Genomic DNA, 15,231 nt, shown 5'->3' with positions numbered 1-15,231 from the left:
ATAAAAAAGGGAGCTTAAAAGCTCCCTTTTTTATTATAGTAATTTTAATAAAACTATTAATACTATTATGTTTAACGGGATGTACCATAGCACCCAGTTAAATTTATTTTTATTAAATACTTTATTATTAGCATAACCACTTAATTTTCCGTAAACCACATCAGTAGCTTTTTCATTATCTCCGGAGTTTATTACTTCCCATGCCTCGTTTATAATGCTGGAAAAAGGTATTCGGTTAAATAGAAAAATAAGGATCTTTTTTACCAAATATGGCAGATTGTTTATTCTGTTTACTATTTCAGTAGCACTTACATGAGCTTTAGCCAGTTTAGTGTCGCCATTCTTAGCTTGATTACTTGCAGTATCTACAGCAATACCACATACTTTTTTTAAGATAGGGGCTAAGCCTTTAAAAGCTTCTCTCGTAACATTTAAGTAAATATAATTATAGGCTTTATAAGCATACCAAAAAGTAAAAACCAGTCCCAAGAGCAATACTAAAATAGGGGTGTAAGTTTTACTGTCTCCAAGGTTAAATAATGAGTATATAAAAAAAGACAGGTTGATTATAGCAATTACTATTAGAGCAAGTATTGACTTAAAAAGCCCCTTTCCGCCATGTTTTATTACTGTTAATGGACTACTCAAAAGAGCTTGTAACTTTTGCAATGCACTATTGTCTACTTCAAAGTTATACTCTTTTGATTTACCATTAGGTGTTTCCAGTTGTAAGGTGATTTCTTCTTTCATTTTATTTGGGTTGTTTTTGACAAGCCAAATATATAATAATAAATAAAAAAAGCGCTCTGTAATTTGCTACAGAGCGCTTTTTTATATACTTAGGTTCTATATTAGAATCTGAATCTAACCCCTAATGCGATATCCGGTCCAAAATCATCCTCACGGAAATCATCAGCAAAATAAAGTTCTGGTCTAAAGTCTAGTGATAACTGTAATGGAATATCAAAGTTATATTCAATACCTATATCACCTGCTAAAAGAGCAAAAACACCACTGTCTTTACTACCATCATAATAACCAGGTTTATCATTGCCAAAACTCCAGGTACCTAAACCACCACCTACACCGGCATACCAGTTAAATCCACCTTCAATGTTCCATACCCATTGGTATAAAGCAACAATTTTAAAAGCATCATAGTTGCTTGAATCTCTCCATCCTAAATCAGCCTCAAGCCTATTGTTACTGGATAGGTATCTTTGGTAAGAGATTTCACCCCCAAAACCGTCATTATCTCCAAGTCTTAATCCAAGTGCATTTTGCCTGTCCTGTGCGTTGCTGCTAATTACTAAACCAAGTAGTAAAAAAGCTGATAAAAATAGTTTCTTCATAATGTTGTTTTAGTTATTTATTTAACAAATATAAGGTGTTGATTTTTGTAAGAATAGTTTCTTTTCAAATATTTAACATCTTTATTTAAGCGGCTTCAGGGCTTATTCCACATTATAAACAGATAAAATTTCTTCCTGATGTTCTTCAAGAGATTGAGGTAAAGGAAGTTCTATTCCAAAGGTGTCGGCCAGTTCATATTGCATATCGGTCACAGTATGAACCATGCCAATTCCGTTAGCGTAATATTGAGTTGAAATCAGGACATCTTGTGTAGGTAAAATAGTATAAGGGATTGGTATATCGGGTATGGAAACAACTACTTTAAGGCTAAGTTTAACTGCTACAGCTTTTACATTATTATAAGATTGTCCATCGGGAGTTGTATATGAAGCATAGCTTTCACCTGCCTCTGTTGTAAGAGAATAGCTAACACTTATCTCAAATCCTTCAATTTCCTGTTGGTTTTGCCCGTTAAAAGTTGAAAGTACTGTTCCCGTAGCTGCATTAGGATCAAAAACAACAAAATCGCTAACTGTTAAGTCAATTGGTATTTCAGGTATACCAGTATCTATGCCGCCGCTTAGTAAAAGTTTACCATCTGCGTTTCTTATGGCATTGTTGTTTAAAGCCATGGAATAGAAACCAATAGGGAAGCTTTCGGTCTTAAATCTTTTATAAGTAAGGTTGTTTATTATAGTGTCATCTGCAATATACAAAGAGTCTCTTCCTGTAGTTCCTGCAACGCTTACATCATATACCCAATAATTACCTATCGTTAAAGGGATGGCATTGTTAATTTCAGATGGAGTATTACTGTCATCATCATTTGAACAGGAAATAACAAATAAGCTAAATAGTAGTAATAGGTAATGATTTTTTCTCATTATAGTTTAATTAAGTTAGTTTGAGGCTAAGATAATTAAATTTATTAATGAGGATTATTTCCTGTTAAAAAGTAGTGCAGTCATTAATTCATTTTCCAGCTTTACATCATGATTAGAGATTTCTTCCTCAGTGTCAACTTCAACTTCATTCATATATCTATATAATTTCCATTCTTGGTCGTTATACTCCAAAGCTGTGAGGTTTTCAATCCAGTCGCCCGAATTTAAATAGTTGACGCTCCCTTTCTTATTTTCTTTAACTACCATTTTAGGTTCATGTATATGTCCGCAAACTACATAATCATAATTATTTTCGATAGCTAAATCGGATGCAATGGTTTCAAAGTCAGAAATAAATTTCACTGCTTTTTTTACACTCGACTTTATCTTTTTAGACAGAGAGTAAGGTTCACGCCCCATTTTTACCAGACACCAGTTTATAAAACGATTAAGTAATATTAGATAATCATATCCAATTCCTCCAAGTTTAGCTATCCACTTTGCATGATTAACAGAGTTATCAAATACATCACCGTGAAAAAACCAGGCTTTTTTGCCGTCAATCTCTAAAACAACTTTATCTACAATAGAGAAATTTCCCATAGTGGTGTCGCTAAATTTTCGCAGCATTTCGTCATGGTTACCGGTAATATAATATACATTGGTACCCTTTGCAGCAAAATCAAGTATCCGTTTAACTACCTTCATATGTGATTTTGGGAAATATGATTTTCTAAATTGCCATATATCTATTATATCACCATTCAGGATGAGTGTTTTTGGCTTTATTGTAGAAAGATAAGCCACTAGTTCTTTAGCATGACACCCGTAGGTTCCTAAGTGCACATCTGAAAGAACAACAATGTCAACAATTCTTTTTTTCATTCAGAATGTTTTATTGCAAAATAGACTGATTAACATAAACTGGCGGTTAATTAAACATTAACTTTAGGTTTTGTATGAAATAGGTTATAAAAAGAGATAAAATCTTAAATTTGTATATCAACTTAGACTATAAGATAAAATGGCAGGAAATACATACGGTAATATATATAAACTTACCACTTTTGGGGAATCTCACGGAGCGGCAATAGGGGGCGTTATTGATGGTTGCCCCCCTGGTATATCGCTAGATTTTGATGCCATACAAAAAGAACTTACAAGAAGAAAGCCGGGACAGTCTGCTATTGTGACGCAAAGAAAAGAGGATGATGAAGTTCAGTTCCTTTCGGGAATTTTTGAAGGTAAGACAACAGGTACACCAATTGGTTTTATAATACCGAATACAAATCAGAAATCGTCCGACTACTCACATATAAAAGATGTATATCGTCCATCGCATGCTGATTATGTTTATGAGCAGAAATATGGTATTAGGGATTATAGAGGTGGGGGTAGAAGTTCTGCAAGAGAAACCGCCAGTAGGGTAGTGGCAGGAGCTATTGCTAAACAAATTTTACCTGATATAAAAATTAATGCATTTGTTTCTTCGGTAGGTGATATCTTTATAGATAAACCATATCAGGCATTAGATTTTTCATTAATAGAGAATAATCCGGTACGTTGTCCTGATGAAGCTACTGCCTCAAAAATGGAAGAATATATAAGACAAATTAGAAAGGAAGGTGATACAGTAGGAGGTACTATTACATGTGTTATACAAAATGTTCCTATAGGCCTTGGTGAGCCGGTATTTGACAAACTCCATGCTGAGCTGGGAAAGGCCATGCTTTCTATTAATGCTGTAAAAGGGTTTGAATATGGCAGCGGTTTTTGTGGAGCTAAAATGAAAGGAAGTGAGCATAATGATGCTTTTAACCCCGATGGTACTACAAGATCAAATCTTTCGGGGGGAATTCAGGGAGGGATAAGTAACGGAATGGATATTTATTTCAGGGTTGCTTTTAAACCGGTAGCTACTTTAATTCAGAAGTATGATGCTCTGGATAATACCGGAAATATAGTAAAAATGCAGGGAAAGGGAAGGCATGATCCATGTGTTGTACCAAGAGCAGTACCTATAGTTGAATCTATGGCGGCTATGGTTATAACCGACTTCTACTTTCTTAACAATATGTTTAAATAGGTGTCTATTTATTAAATACTTGTGAAGTAAACTGAATAATACCCTTTATTTTATTAAGAAATGTTAAAATTAAATTGTTTGTCATTTTTTTTTTATTATTTTTGAGTTTAAATTATAAAACTATCATCATGAAGAAAAAATTACTTGCTCTAGCAATGTTTGCTACATCAATTTATTCATTTGGTCAGGTAGCGCTAAATGAAGGTTTTGAAGGTGAAACGCTACCAGACGGTTGGACTACGGTAGACACTAATCCTACTAACAACTGGATTATAATCAATGATCCTGACTATGTAATATCTGGAAACTACAGCGCAGCTGTAAACTGGATTGCAGCAGATCAGGATGAGTCATTAATCAGTCCTTCTTTTAGTCTTGAAGGTTTTACAAGTGCCTATTTTAACTTTAATGCTATTGTAGGTTATGATTATATGGTTTCTCCTGACAATAACGGTGATTTATTTGCTAAAATTTCAACTGACGGAGGTACTACATGGACTGAACTTTGGGTTGAAGAAGATGAAGGTGTTTTTGAAAATTACGTTGTAATTACTAAAAATATTGATATATCTGAATATGTAGGTGAGACTGATGTAATGATTAAATTTCAATATGTAGCTAATGATGCTGATTTAGTTGTTGTTGATAATGTAAGCGTTACAGGTTGTCCAGGTGTTGACGTGGCTAACCTTTCTCTAGCTGATTTAACAGCTGATACAGCTTCATTCACATTTGATGGTTCTTCAGCTTCTTACGATATCGAGTGGGGTGAAGCAGGTTTTGAACTTGGTAGTGGTAATTCTCTAAATGTTACCGAAGGTGCATTTGATTTAACTCCATTAACTCTTAATACAACTTATGAGTTTTACTTAAGATCTAACTGTACAGAAACTGCATATAGCCAATGGGCTGGTCCTTACTCATTCTCTGCATTATTTGATGCTGCAGATCTTCCATATGAATATGGTTTTGAAGCTAACGGAGGATGGAGTTCTCCTGGAGGTTGGACTATAACTACAAATGCTGCTGTAGGAGCTGATGTTGCTTATGAAGGCGAAGGTTTTACTTTCTCTAATACAAGTGCTACTGCTGCTGCTGATGCATGGTTATATTCAAGATCTGTAACTGTTGATGCTGGCGAAACTGTAAACTTTGGTTTCTTTGCTGGTTATGTTGCTTCTGCTGCAGGTCAAACAGCTAATTTTGATTTAACTGTTGGTACTACTTCTGAAGATCAAACAGTAATTCAGTCATTCGCTGTTAACGCTACAACAACAGCTACTTATGCTGGTAAAACTGCTAGTTGGACTGCTACTGAAGCTGGTACTTATGTATTTGCTTTCCACAACAACTCTGCTGCTGTAGGTGCAGGTTCTATTATTTTAGATAATTTTATAGCTACTACAGAACTTAGTACAGAGGATTTCTTAGCTACTCAGCTTTCAATCTATCCTAACCCTGCTACAGATGTAATTAATGTAGCTAACGCACAAAATATTAATGATATTAATATTGTTGACCTTAACGGACGTATTGTTAAGTCTGCTAAATTCAACGGTGTATCTGAAGCTCAGGTTAACATTTCTGATCTTTCAGCTGGTATGTACTTAATGAATGTATCTTCTGATCAAGGTACTACTACTAAGAAAATCGTTAAAAAATAATTATTGATATAATAATTATAAATAACATATAAGAAAGCCCCGCAAACTGCGGGGCTTTTCTTTTTCTTATCTTTTTAATTTGGATTCAGAGACTATAAAAACTTTGCCTTCATTTCAGGTGTCGGAATCATACACTCGTCTTTTTTTCCATACCACTTGTATCTATTTCTTGCTATATAATCATAAATAGAGTTTGATAGTGATTTAGGTAAAATGCTAAATACATTCATTAAAGTATATATTCCTCCTAAAACTGATGCTATTTTTATGGCAGCTTCAGATTTATAATAATAAGCTATGCCAGGTTCGTATAGTATTATAGAATCTGTTTTAGAGCGATCAACGCCAATATGTTTTATAATTTCTTCTCCCAGTTCAGATTGTAACGCGACAAACCGGAATATATCTTTTTTGTCACGCTTAATAATAAACTGAACGGTAGAGTCGCATAAGTTACATACTCCGTCAAACAATATTATTTTTTTATTATCAGGTAAATTTTCCACTTTATTTCTTTTTAATGGCTTCAACCAACTCTAAAGAATCAAGGTCTACTTTAGAGGTGAAAATACCATAATTTACGGTAGCCTTATTTTTTTCAATACTATCAAGAGTGCCTACTGCTTTACCGTCAATCATTCTAACTCTGTCACCAATTCGTATAATAGCTTTTGGCTTGATTACAGTTTGTTCCTTTATCTTTTTTTCTTTCTTTTCTTTGCGTATTTCTTCTATCTTTTCTTTTACTTCAGCAACTACCTTTTTCTGTACCACTTCAATAGCTTTCTTTTCCTTAGCGGTAAGTTTTTTTCGTTTAGAGTTTTCTATCTCTACCATTTTAAGGAATTCGCCTATAAGCTCTTTCTTATTTTTGTTATTAAAGTATTTCTCACTTATGTCGTCCAGTTTTTGTCCCATATAAATAAGACGCTGGTTAGAGTCATATAGTTCCTGATAGCTTTCCAGCTTCTGCTGAATTTTACTGTTTATACTCTCCATTTTCTTGCTCTCTTCTCGGGCTTTTCCTTCTTCTTCTTTAAGGGTTTGTGAGGTTTTTTCAAGTTTAGAGCGTTCCTTTTGTAGGTTAGCTATTGTTTTATCAAAACGAACTTTTCCTTTTTCAATCTTCTTTTTAGCTCTGTTTATTAGCCCAAAAGGTATGCCGTTTTTCTGAGCTACCTCAAAGGTAAACGAACTACCTGCCTGCCCTAGTATAAGTTTGTACATGGGTTCAAGTGACTTTTCGTCAAAAAGCATGTTAGCATTTGTAGCAAAAGGCAATTCGTTAGCTAACATTTTGAGATTGGTATAGTGAGTGGTAATGATACCAAAGGCTTCACGGTTATAAAACTCTTCAAGGAAAGTTTCTGCTAGTGCTCCTCCAAGTTCAGGGTCTGATCCTGTACCGAATTCATCAATAAGAAAAAGTGTTTTATCATTACATTTCCTTAAAAAGTAGTTCATATTTTTAAGGCGATAGCTATAAGTACTTAAATGATTCTCTATAGACTGGTTATCACCAATATCTGTAAGTATTCTGTCAAAAAGGAATGTTTCGCTACGTTCATGTACCGGGATTAGTAAACCGCATTGTAGCATTAGTTGTAACAAACCTATAGTTTTTAGTGTAATACTCTTACCACCGGCATTTGGCCCCGATATAACAATAATCCTGTTGTCGGGTGTAAGCTCAATAGTTTGCGGGTAGGTTTCCTTCTTCTTTTGTTTATTATTAAGATAAAGAATAGGGTGGAAGGCTTCCCTAAAAAACATTCTTTTTTCAGTGGTAATTTTCGGTAATAGTCCATTAATCCTACGGGCATATTTAGCCTTACCTGAAACTACATCAATATCGGTTAAAAATTCCTGATATTCCTGCAAAAGCGGAACGAAAGGGCGTATAATATCGCTTAGCTGTTTTAAAATACGCTTTATTTCCTCTTTTTCCTCATATTCGTAGTTATTCAGTTCGCGAGAATATCTTAGTGTGGCTTCAGGCTCTATATAAGTTATACTTCCTGTTTTAGAACTACCTAAAATAGTACCTTTTACTTTACGCCTGTACATAGCTAAAACGGCAAGTACTCTACGGTTTTCAACAACACTTTCCTTTATGTCGTCAAGGTACCCTAAACCGTTATACTGACTTAAAGCCATGGCAAAACTTTGGTTAATTTTGGTTTTTACCACATTCATTTCCTTGCGTATAATCTCTAGTTCGGGAGAAGCATTGTCTTTAATCTCTCCGTACTTATCTATAACCTTATCAATATTCTTTACAATCTCTTTAGTATATTCAACATCAAGAGCTCTTTTGTAAAGTGAAGGGTAGTATTCCTCAAATTTCTCAAGGAATTTTATAAGAGTATTAGCAGTGTCTGATATATTGGAAATTTTCCTGAAAGCAGGAGCTTCAAGGTAACTGTCCTCAATCGAAAGGAATTTTATTTCGTTTGTAATAGACTCAAATCCATGGTTGGGTAATGCATTATTATTGTCAAAAGACGAAACATACTCTGATGTCTGTTTTAAAGCCAGCATAAGCTCCGTGTCATTTTTAAAGGGAGCGATATTCATTGCTTTTTCCTTACCGTTCTCTGTAGTGCAGCTGGCGGCAACAGTTTCAAGTATGGTGTTAAATTCTAAATCTTTAAGGGTCTTATCTGTGATAGTAATCATTTTTATTCTTCAGCAAATTTTATACAAAAATACTACATATTTATGCTTTTTGTGCAACTTTAAAAAAGCTTTATAGAGCCTTTTATCCGTAATGGTTATATTTGTGCAAAATCCAAACTAAAATAATGCAGGTTAAAATACATTCTTCCTGGAATGAGGTTTTATCAGATGAGTTTGAAAAACCCTATTTCAATTCCCTAATAGATTTTGTAAAGCAGGAATATACTCAGGCAATATGTTACCCTAAAGGCAGCCAGATATTCTCAGCATTTGACCATTGTCCTTTTGATAAAGTGGAAGTGGTAATAATAGGTCAGGATCCTTACCACGGACCGGGACAGGCAAACGGCTTGTGTTTTTCAGTTAATGACGGTATTCCCATGCCACCGTCATTAATCAATATTTTTAAGGAAATTGAGGCCGATTTAGGGAAGCCTTTTCCACAAACAGGAAATCTGGAACGTTGGGCTGATCAGGGTGTATTATTACTTAACGCGGTGCTTACTGTAAGACAGAGTGAGGCAGGAAGTCACCAGGGTAAAGGTTGGGAAACATTTACTGATGCTGTTATCCAGAAAATATCGGAGGAAAAGAAAGATGTTGTTTTTCTTCTTTGGGGTGGATTTGCCAAAAAGAAAGGCGCACGTATTGACAGGCAAAGGCATTTGGTACTGGAAACAGGGCACCCATCTCCCTTAAGTGCTAACAGGGGGCTTTGGTTTGGTAACAAACACTTTAGTAAAACCAATAATTTTTTAAGAGAAAAGGGTAAAAAGGAAATTAACTGGTAGTTATTCAAGAGTCAATGCTCCCAGTATTTCTTCCGACATAAAAGGGCCACCGGGATACATTGCCGTATAATCCAAATTAAGCCATATCTGGCCACGTTCGTCTATATGGTAATGTATTTCCTTGCCACGGCTTTCGTTTACAAAAAGCACTTCTTTTATAAGGTAATTGGCTGTTTCTAAATCGGCTTTGTTACCTACCAGCATTTCAGGGTATAAATGCCCTCCCGTATGTATTAGGCGTGGAGTTCCTCCGATAGCTCTTATACAGGCAGCCATTAGTATGGCGTGATCATCACAATCGCCCGAAAAATGCTGTAAAGACTCCGATGCATAGGCTATATATTCACGTCCTTTAGGGTCATTAACATAATTCCACTTATTTCGTATTTCCTTAAATACAGCAAAACACTGGATTAACAATCTGTCTTTCCTGTTACTTTTTACCTCATTAAAGTATTTTCGGGTTGCAGAAAGCGCAAAATTCCTCACCTTAGGGTTGTTAAAGTCTATAGCATCAAGCGTTTTGGATTTATTAGGAAAGGGTAAAAGTTTAGATACTATAACATCCTGTGGATTAGGGCTGTCAGCCATTGCATATACCATGGCTCTGTAATCTTCAAAAACGGCATTAAAACCATATTTTCCAAAAATAGAGCCATATATAAGCGCAATGAGGTAAAAGAATATGCAAATAATAAGAACTGTTTTTAAAAGTCTTAAAATAAGCTGTATGATGACAACCAAAACAACAAATATCAAAATCCTGTCCAGATGAAGTGGCCAGTTAGGGTCAATCAGGTTTTGGTGAAGTATTATAAAAAGCGGAATGGCAATAAGTACATTTAATACAAAAATGATAATAGAATCCCAGGGCTTCTTTACCTGAAGCTTACTTTTAAATTTTTTAATGGATTCGGAATTTATTTTTGCCATTTCTTTTTCAACAAAACGCCGGGTTTTATCCGGTTACTGCTTCAAACGATGTTTTGTTCTCAATAATATTCAGGCGTAGCAGCTGATCCTGTACTTTATCAAACGTAGTTTTATCCAGTTTCGTTTGCGACCATTCGGTAAGTTTTAACCACTCCCTTATGTCTTCAACTTTTTGGTTGTATCTATCGGACAAAACTATATCAATGTTTTCAATTCCCTTAAAACCTGCAGTTTTATTATTGATTACCTCAAGAACCGTACCTATAGCCTCAGGATCGCTTTGTAATACTTCGTTTCTTACTGCTATTACAAAACATGGCCATGGAGTAGGGCAGTCCCCCACACGCCTGAATATTCCATTGTCTACCAAAGGCTTTGTCATAAAACGTTCCCACATAAAGTAATCGGCCTTTCCTTCAGTCAATGCATCAACAGCGCCATCTATGGTATTTACGATTTCAAAATCAAGTTTTGAGGTTTCCCATCCCTGATTTTCTGCATTTACAAAAGCCATTAAATGAGAGCCTGAACCATAACGGCTTATGGCTATTTTACCTTGCTTAATATCATTAATGCTTTGATAAGACGAACCTGAAGCTACGTGTATTCCCCATATAAGCGGAGAATCTACATAAAGCTGTACGATTTTTGCTTCGTTACCGGCAGCAATATCTTTAATGATACCTTCCGTTAAAATAACAGCAATATCAGTATCGCCATTGCGAAGCATCTGGCATAGTTTACCTGTACCTTCGGGTACGTCGGTCCATTGTAAGTCAATGCTATGATTGGTGAATTCGTTATTCTGGATACATAAATGCCAGGGCAGATTAAAGTGTTCCGGTACACCTGCTATTTTTAATGTGGTCATTATTACTTTTATTAAAAAGATAAAGGTAATAATAGAATAATATGCCTCAAAACTTTTACAGGCATAAAAAATCCCTAAAATGCATAAAGCCTCTTAGGGATACTGAAACAAATTGCAACATTTGGAAATTAAGAATTTTCTGCTGTACTAAGCGTTTTCATAGTACCGTTATTTACATAATTTAAATGCCATGAAAAGGCTTCTTCCAGTAAATGAGGAGTATGTCCGCCTCGCTCACAGGCCCTGTCATAGTAACTTTGTATCGCTTCACGGTAATCCGGGTGAACACAATTATTAATTATTTGTAATGCTCGTTCACGAGGTGCAAGCCCTCTCAAATCGGCCAGTCCGTTTTCGGTTACCAGTATGTCAACATCATGTTCTGTATGGTCTACGTGTGAAACCATAGGTAGTACATGAGAGATTGCGTTATCTGTTTTTGATACAGAAGGGCATACAAAAATACTTAGGTAGGCATTTCGGGCAAAGTCGCCTGAACCACCTATACCATTCATCATTTTAGAACCTGTAATATGGGTAGAATTTACATTGCCATAAATATCAAACTCAATAGCGGTATTGATAGCTATAACTCCAAGCCTGCGAATAACTTCTGGGGCATTGCTTATGTTTTGCGGCCTAAGGATGATCTTATCCTTATAATTCTCAAAATTAGCCATAAGATGGTCGTAACATGATTTTGAAACAGTTATGGAAGAGGCTGATGCAAAATCCATTATACCCGAATCAATAAGTTCAAAAGTACTGTCCTGCAACACTTCTGAATACATTGTTAAATGCTTAAAATTACCTTTGGTAAAACTTGAAAGTACTGCATTTGCTATTTTACCTATACCAGCCTGCAATGGTAATAATGATTCGGTTAACCTACCCGATTTTACTTCACTTTCAAAAAAGGTTATCAAATGGTTGGCTATGGCCTCAGTTTTATCGTCTGAAGAGGTTTCCTGTGCAGGACTATCAGGGAGCTCGGTAAATACAATTCCTGCAACTTTTTTCGGGTCTATACGTATGTATTCTTTTCCAATTCTCGTATTAACACTGGTAATAGGCAATATATCCCTAACAGGGTATTCTCCGGGTATAACTATATCATGTATTTCTTTGAAATTAATAGGTATAGAAACATTTATTTCAATAATAATTTTATGAGCCAGTTTTGCAAATGTTGCTGAGTTACCAATTGATGTAGTAGGGATTATATTACCGTTACTGTCTATTTGGGAAGCTTCAATAATAGCAATATCAAGAGGAGGGAGGTGTTTATTATTTAATAATTCGGCAGTTTCACTTAAATGCTGGTCAATAAAAAATACCGAACCATTGTTTATTTTTTCTCTTAAAACCGAATCTACCTGAAAAGGCATTCTTTTATATAAAGCATCGGCACGAGCCAAATCACTATCTGTAGTGTGTCCTAATGACGCCCCTGTAATCAGTGTAATCGCTATGTCTTCATTTGCAGCTCTGGTGGCAAAGGCAGGTAAAACTGCTTTACTGTCGCCAGCTTTTGTAAAACCACTTGTACCTACAGTCATTTTATCTTTAAACATAGCAGCTGCCTGTTGTGCTGTTATAATCTTGCTTTTGTAGCCTTGATATTTTATTCTGTCAATTTGCATAAACGGATTTATTTAGACGAAAAATTGATTATAATTAAAAATTTATAGTGCTATAATTCTATTTTCGTAATTGTATATGGCAATTTTACGAAAACGATTTAATGACCGTATATTTGTAAAAGACAAATATTTATTCATTTAAGACACGGCTATTTATGACTACTGAGAAGTATTATATAGTTGAAGTAGATAAGGATAATACCAGTATATATTGCCATCATGATTTGATGGGAGAATTGCTTATTCCGCCTCATACTCATTTCAAGGCTCAGTTTTTATATGTGGAGGGCGGTATAGCTTATGTAAAAACCGAAAAAAACACCTACTTTTTACCCGCCAGGCATTATATGTGGATACCTCCCGGTGTAGAACATAGTATACACCCTAATTCTGAAGATGTGATAATGCGTAATCTTTATTTTCCTGTAGAGAAAAATGATCCGGACTTTTATGATGAAGAAGGGATATATCCTGTAAACGACTTGTTGTTAAATCTTTTACTTTTTACTAACAGATGGAAAGGAAACCTACAACCAGATAACAGAAATTATATTATAGCAAAAGCATTAAAGGTTTTATTACCTGAAGTATCGGGGACTAACCTGTCATTATCATTACCAATTGCAAAAGACAGCCGACTTATTAAGGTTACTGATTATATAATAAATAATTTAAGTGACAATATAACTTTTTCAGGACTGGCAAAGCAATTCGGATTAAGTACAAGAACGTTACATCGTATTTTTGTAAAAGATATAGGTATGTCATTCATTCAGTTTTTTACCATATCCCGTATGCTAAAAGCTGTAGAACTTTTACAGAATAAAGAGATGCAGATAAGTGATGTGGCTCTTGCGGTAGGATATAACAGCCTACCAACATTTAGTAATACCTTTTACAAAATATTAAAACAACGCCCGTCAGAATATGCTAACGGGCGTAATATATTAGAGTAATTTAAAGTGATAAGGAAAAGGTTATCATCCACCCACTCTTTTTACTTTATAGCCTTCTTTTGTTAGGTAATCCATTATTTTATCTCTAAAGTTCCCCTGTATTATAATTTCTCCGTCTTTAGCGGTACCACCCACACCACAAAGTGTTTTTAGCTTTTTGGCAAGACTTTTAAGATCGTCATCATTACCTTCAAATCCCTTTATAACAGTAGCTATTTTACCGCCACGGTTCTTTTTATCAAGATGAGCTTCTAGTCTTTGTTGGCTGTTATCGGGAGTTTCGGTTGTTTCTTCGTTTTCAAATTCAAAATCCTTATTGGTTGAAAAAACAAAACCACCAAGATCTTCTAAACTATTTAATTTCTTTCCCATAATCGTCTTTTTATTTTATAAGTCCCAGTTCTACAAGCCTTTCATGTAAAAATTCACCGGCTGTAATATCATCAAACTGTTTAGGATTATTCTCGTCAATACAGTTCTCCAAACAATTAAGTTTCATATCGGCTACAGGATGCATAAAAAACGGAATAGAGTAACGTGAAGTACCCCATAACTCTTTTGGAGGGTTAACCACCTGATGTATAGTTGATTTTAGTTTGTTGTTTGTGTGTCTTGAAAGCATATCACCTACATTAATTACAAGTTCATCAGGTTGAGCTATAGCATCAATCCATTCACCATTATGGTTTTGCACCTGTAATCCGCGACCCTGAGCTCCCATAAGCAGGGTAATAAGGTTGATATCTCCATGAGCTGCAGCTCTTACCGCATTTTTAGGCTCATCGGTAATAGGAGGGTAGTGTATTGGCCTTAATATACTGTTACCTTCAGATACGTATTTATCAAAGTAAAATTCATCAATACCTAAATAAACAGATAATGCTCTTAAAACATAAATACCTGTTTTTTCAAGCATTTTATATGTTTCTTTTCCGGCAGCATTAAAGTCAGCCAGTTCTTTAACTTCAACATTTGGAGGGTAAATATCATTGTATTTTGAACCTGAATCCAAATACTGACCAAAATGCCAAAATTCTTTTAAATCTCCTTCTTTACGCCCTTTAGCATGTTCCTTTCCAAAAGACACATAACCCCGCTGCCCGCCAATTCCTGGAATTTCATATTGCTCTTTAGTTTCCAGGGGAAGATTGAAAAAATCCTTTACAGAATCATAAAGCCTGTCTACAAGTTCCTGGTCAAGAAAATGACCTTTAAGTGCCACAAAGCCTATGTCTTCATATGCCTTACCGATTTCATTTACAAATTTTTGCTTGCGTTCCGGGTTGTCCGAAAGGAAATCACGCAAATCTACACTGGGGATGTTATGCATAAACTCAGTTAATTGATATTTTATATTGTCGCTTTTCTAAG

15 protein-coding genes are annotated in these 15,231 nt (G+C 35.1%); 4 read left to right on the top strand and 11 right to left on the bottom strand.

Translation table 11 applies throughout. The annotated features are described in order from the left end of the window. Nucleotides 1-33: 33 nt before the first annotated feature. The 4 genes from ABS768_RS00825 to ABS768_RS00810 all read right to left on the bottom strand — a co-directional run bounded on the left by ABS768_RS00825 (nt 34) and on the right by ABS768_RS00810 (nt 3,122). Complete coding sequence (locus ABS768_RS00825) at nt 34-750, bottom strand: hypothetical protein (protein WP_408072993.1); 717 nt, start codon at nt 748-750, stop codon at nt 34-36. A gap of 101 nt (nt 751-851) precedes the next feature. After that, entirely contained in the window at nt 852-1,352 is a 501-nt protein-coding gene (locus tag ABS768_RS00820) for a hypothetical protein (protein WP_408072991.1), read from the bottom strand. A gap of 102 nt (nt 1,353-1,454) precedes the next feature. After that, complete coding sequence (locus ABS768_RS00815; RefSeq protein ID WP_408072990.1) at nt 1,455-2,237, bottom strand: hypothetical protein; 783 nt, start codon at nt 2,235-2,237, stop codon at nt 1,455-1,457. Nucleotides 2,238-2,291: 54 nt separating this feature from the next. Beyond that, nucleotides 2,292-3,122: a UDP-2,3-diacylglucosamine diphosphatase gene (locus tag ABS768_RS00810; protein WP_408072989.1), complete on the bottom strand. Its 831-nt coding sequence runs from the start codon at nt 3,120-3,122 to the stop codon at nt 2,292-2,294. Nucleotides 3,123-3,261: 139 nt separating this feature from the next. On the opposite strand from ABS768_RS00810, the gene aroC reads away from it, so the two are divergent. Both aroC and ABS768_RS00800 read left to right on the top strand, forming a co-directional pair. After that, nucleotides 3,262-4,323: a chorismate synthase gene (gene aroC / locus ABS768_RS00805; RefSeq protein ID WP_408072988.1), complete on the top strand. Its 1,062-nt coding sequence runs from the start codon at nt 3,262-3,264 to the stop codon at nt 4,321-4,323. 128 nt (nt 4,324-4,451) lie between these two features. Beyond that, nucleotides 4,452-5,987 carry a T9SS type A sorting domain-containing protein gene (locus ABS768_RS00800; protein ID WP_408072987.1) on the top strand — a complete coding sequence of 512 codons (1,536 nt, stop codon included), beginning with the start codon at nt 4,452-4,454 and terminating at the stop codon, nt 5,985-5,987. A gap of 92 nt (nt 5,988-6,079) precedes the next feature. Here ABS768_RS00800 and ABS768_RS00795 read toward each other — a convergent pair whose 3' ends face one another. Together ABS768_RS00795 and ABS768_RS00790 are read right to left on the bottom strand one after the other, a co-directional pair. Further along, nucleotides 6,080-6,493, bottom strand: coding sequence for a thiol-disulfide oxidoreductase DCC family protein (locus tag ABS768_RS00795; RefSeq protein WP_408072986.1), 414 nt, complete (start codon nt 6,491-6,493; stop codon nt 6,080-6,082). A 1-nt stretch (nt 6,494) separates the two neighbouring features. Next, nucleotides 6,495-8,666 carry an endonuclease MutS2 gene (locus ABS768_RS00790; protein WP_408072985.1) on the bottom strand — a complete coding sequence of 724 codons (2,172 nt, stop codon included), beginning with the start codon at nt 8,664-8,666 and terminating at the stop codon, nt 6,495-6,497. Nucleotides 8,667-8,791: 125 nt separating this feature from the next. Between ABS768_RS00790 and ung the strand changes: the two genes are divergently transcribed. Further along, nucleotides 8,792-9,457, top strand: a complete 666-nt coding sequence (gene ung / locus ABS768_RS00785) for a uracil-DNA glycosylase (protein ID WP_408072983.1) — start codon at nt 8,792-8,794, stop codon at nt 9,455-9,457. On the opposite strand, the gene ABS768_RS00780 is transcribed toward ung, so the two are convergent. From ABS768_RS00780 to ABS768_RS00770, 3 genes are all read right to left on the bottom strand, one after another. Beyond that, a complete protein-coding gene (locus ABS768_RS00780; protein ID WP_408072981.1) occupies nt 9,458-10,390 on the bottom strand; it encodes a transglutaminase domain-containing protein in 933 nt (310 codons plus the stop codon). 25 nt (nt 10,391-10,415) lie between these two features. After that, the gene (locus tag ABS768_RS00775) at nt 10,416-11,261 is read right to left on the bottom strand and encodes a substrate-binding domain-containing protein (protein ID WP_408072980.1); all 846 of its coding nucleotides are present in this window, start codon (nt 11,259-11,261) and stop codon (nt 10,416-10,418) included. A gap of 128 nt (nt 11,262-11,389) precedes the next feature. After that, entirely contained in the window at nt 11,390-12,904 is a 1,515-nt protein-coding gene (locus ABS768_RS00770; RefSeq protein WP_408072978.1) for a succinate CoA transferase, read from the bottom strand. Nucleotides 12,905-13,059: 155 nt separating this feature from the next. Here ABS768_RS00770 and ABS768_RS00765 point away from each other — a divergent pair, with 155 nt between their 5' ends. Then, complete coding sequence (locus tag ABS768_RS00765) at nt 13,060-13,860, top strand: helix-turn-helix domain-containing protein (protein ID WP_408072976.1); 801 nt, start codon at nt 13,060-13,062, stop codon at nt 13,858-13,860. A gap of 24 nt (nt 13,861-13,884) precedes the next feature. Here the strand turns inward: ABS768_RS00765 and ABS768_RS00760 are convergent, their stop codons facing one another. Then, complete coding sequence (locus ABS768_RS00760) at nt 13,885-14,232, bottom strand: translation initiation factor (protein WP_408072974.1); 348 nt, start codon at nt 14,230-14,232, stop codon at nt 13,885-13,887. A 10-nt stretch (nt 14,233-14,242) separates the two neighbouring features. Beyond that, nucleotides 14,243-15,190, bottom strand: coding sequence for an isopenicillin N synthase family dioxygenase (locus tag ABS768_RS00755; RefSeq protein ID WP_408072972.1), 948 nt, complete (start codon nt 15,188-15,190; stop codon nt 14,243-14,245). Between the last annotated feature and the right edge of the window lie 41 nt (nt 15,191-15,231).

The organism is Flavobacterium rhizophilum (assembly GCF_046000485.1).
In the GTDB taxonomy this organism is placed as follows: Bacteria; Bacteroidota; Bacteroidia; order Flavobacteriales; family Flavobacteriaceae; genus Flavobacterium; species Flavobacterium rhizophilum.
Note: the sequence above shows the minus strand (reverse complement) of the source record. Positions and strands in the feature narration are given on the sequence as shown.

Coding starts and splice junctions, on each gene's coding strand:
- ABS768_RS00770 (WP_408072978.1), bottom strand. CDS start 12,904: ATGCAAATTGACAGAATAAAATATCAAGGCTACAAAAGCAAGATTATA.
- ABS768_RS00760 (WP_408072974.1), bottom strand. CDS start 14,232: ATGGGAAAGAAATTAAATAGTTTAGAAGATCTTGGTGGTTTTGTTTTT.
- ABS768_RS00780 (WP_408072981.1), bottom strand. CDS start 10,390: ATGGCAAAAATAAATTCCGAATCCATTAAAAAATTTAAAAGTAAGCTT.
- ABS768_RS00815 (WP_408072990.1), bottom strand. CDS start 2,237: ATGAGAAAAAATCATTACCTATTACTACTATTTAGCTTATTTGTTATT.
- ABS768_RS00790 (WP_408072985.1), bottom strand. CDS start 8,666: ATGATTACTATCACAGATAAGACCCTTAAAGATTTAGAATTTAACACC.
- ABS768_RS00765 (WP_408072976.1), top strand. CDS start 13,060: ATGACTACTGAGAAGTATTATATAGTTGAAGTAGATAAGGATAATACC.
- ABS768_RS00820 (WP_408072991.1), bottom strand. CDS start 1,352: ATGAAGAAACTATTTTTATCAGCTTTTTTACTACTTGGTTTAGTAATT.
- ung (WP_408072983.1), top strand. CDS start 8,792: ATGCAGGTTAAAATACATTCTTCCTGGAATGAGGTTTTATCAGATGAG.
- ABS768_RS00825 (WP_408072993.1), bottom strand. CDS start 750: ATGAAAGAAGAAATCACCTTACAACTGGAAACACCTAATGGTAAATCA.
- ABS768_RS00775 (WP_408072980.1), bottom strand. CDS start 11,261: ATGACCACATTAAAAATAGCAGGTGTACCGGAACACTTTAATCTGCCC.
- ABS768_RS00755 (WP_408072972.1), bottom strand. CDS start 15,190: ATGCATAACATCCCCAGTGTAGATTTGCGTGATTTCCTTTCGGACAAC.
- ABS768_RS00810 (WP_408072989.1), bottom strand. CDS start 3,122: ATGAAAAAAAGAATTGTTGACATTGTTGTTCTTTCAGATGTGCACTTA.
- aroC (WP_408072988.1), top strand. CDS start 3,262: ATGGCAGGAAATACATACGGTAATATATATAAACTTACCACTTTTGGG.
- ABS768_RS00800 (WP_408072987.1), top strand. CDS start 4,452: ATGAAGAAAAAATTACTTGCTCTAGCAATGTTTGCTACATCAATTTAT.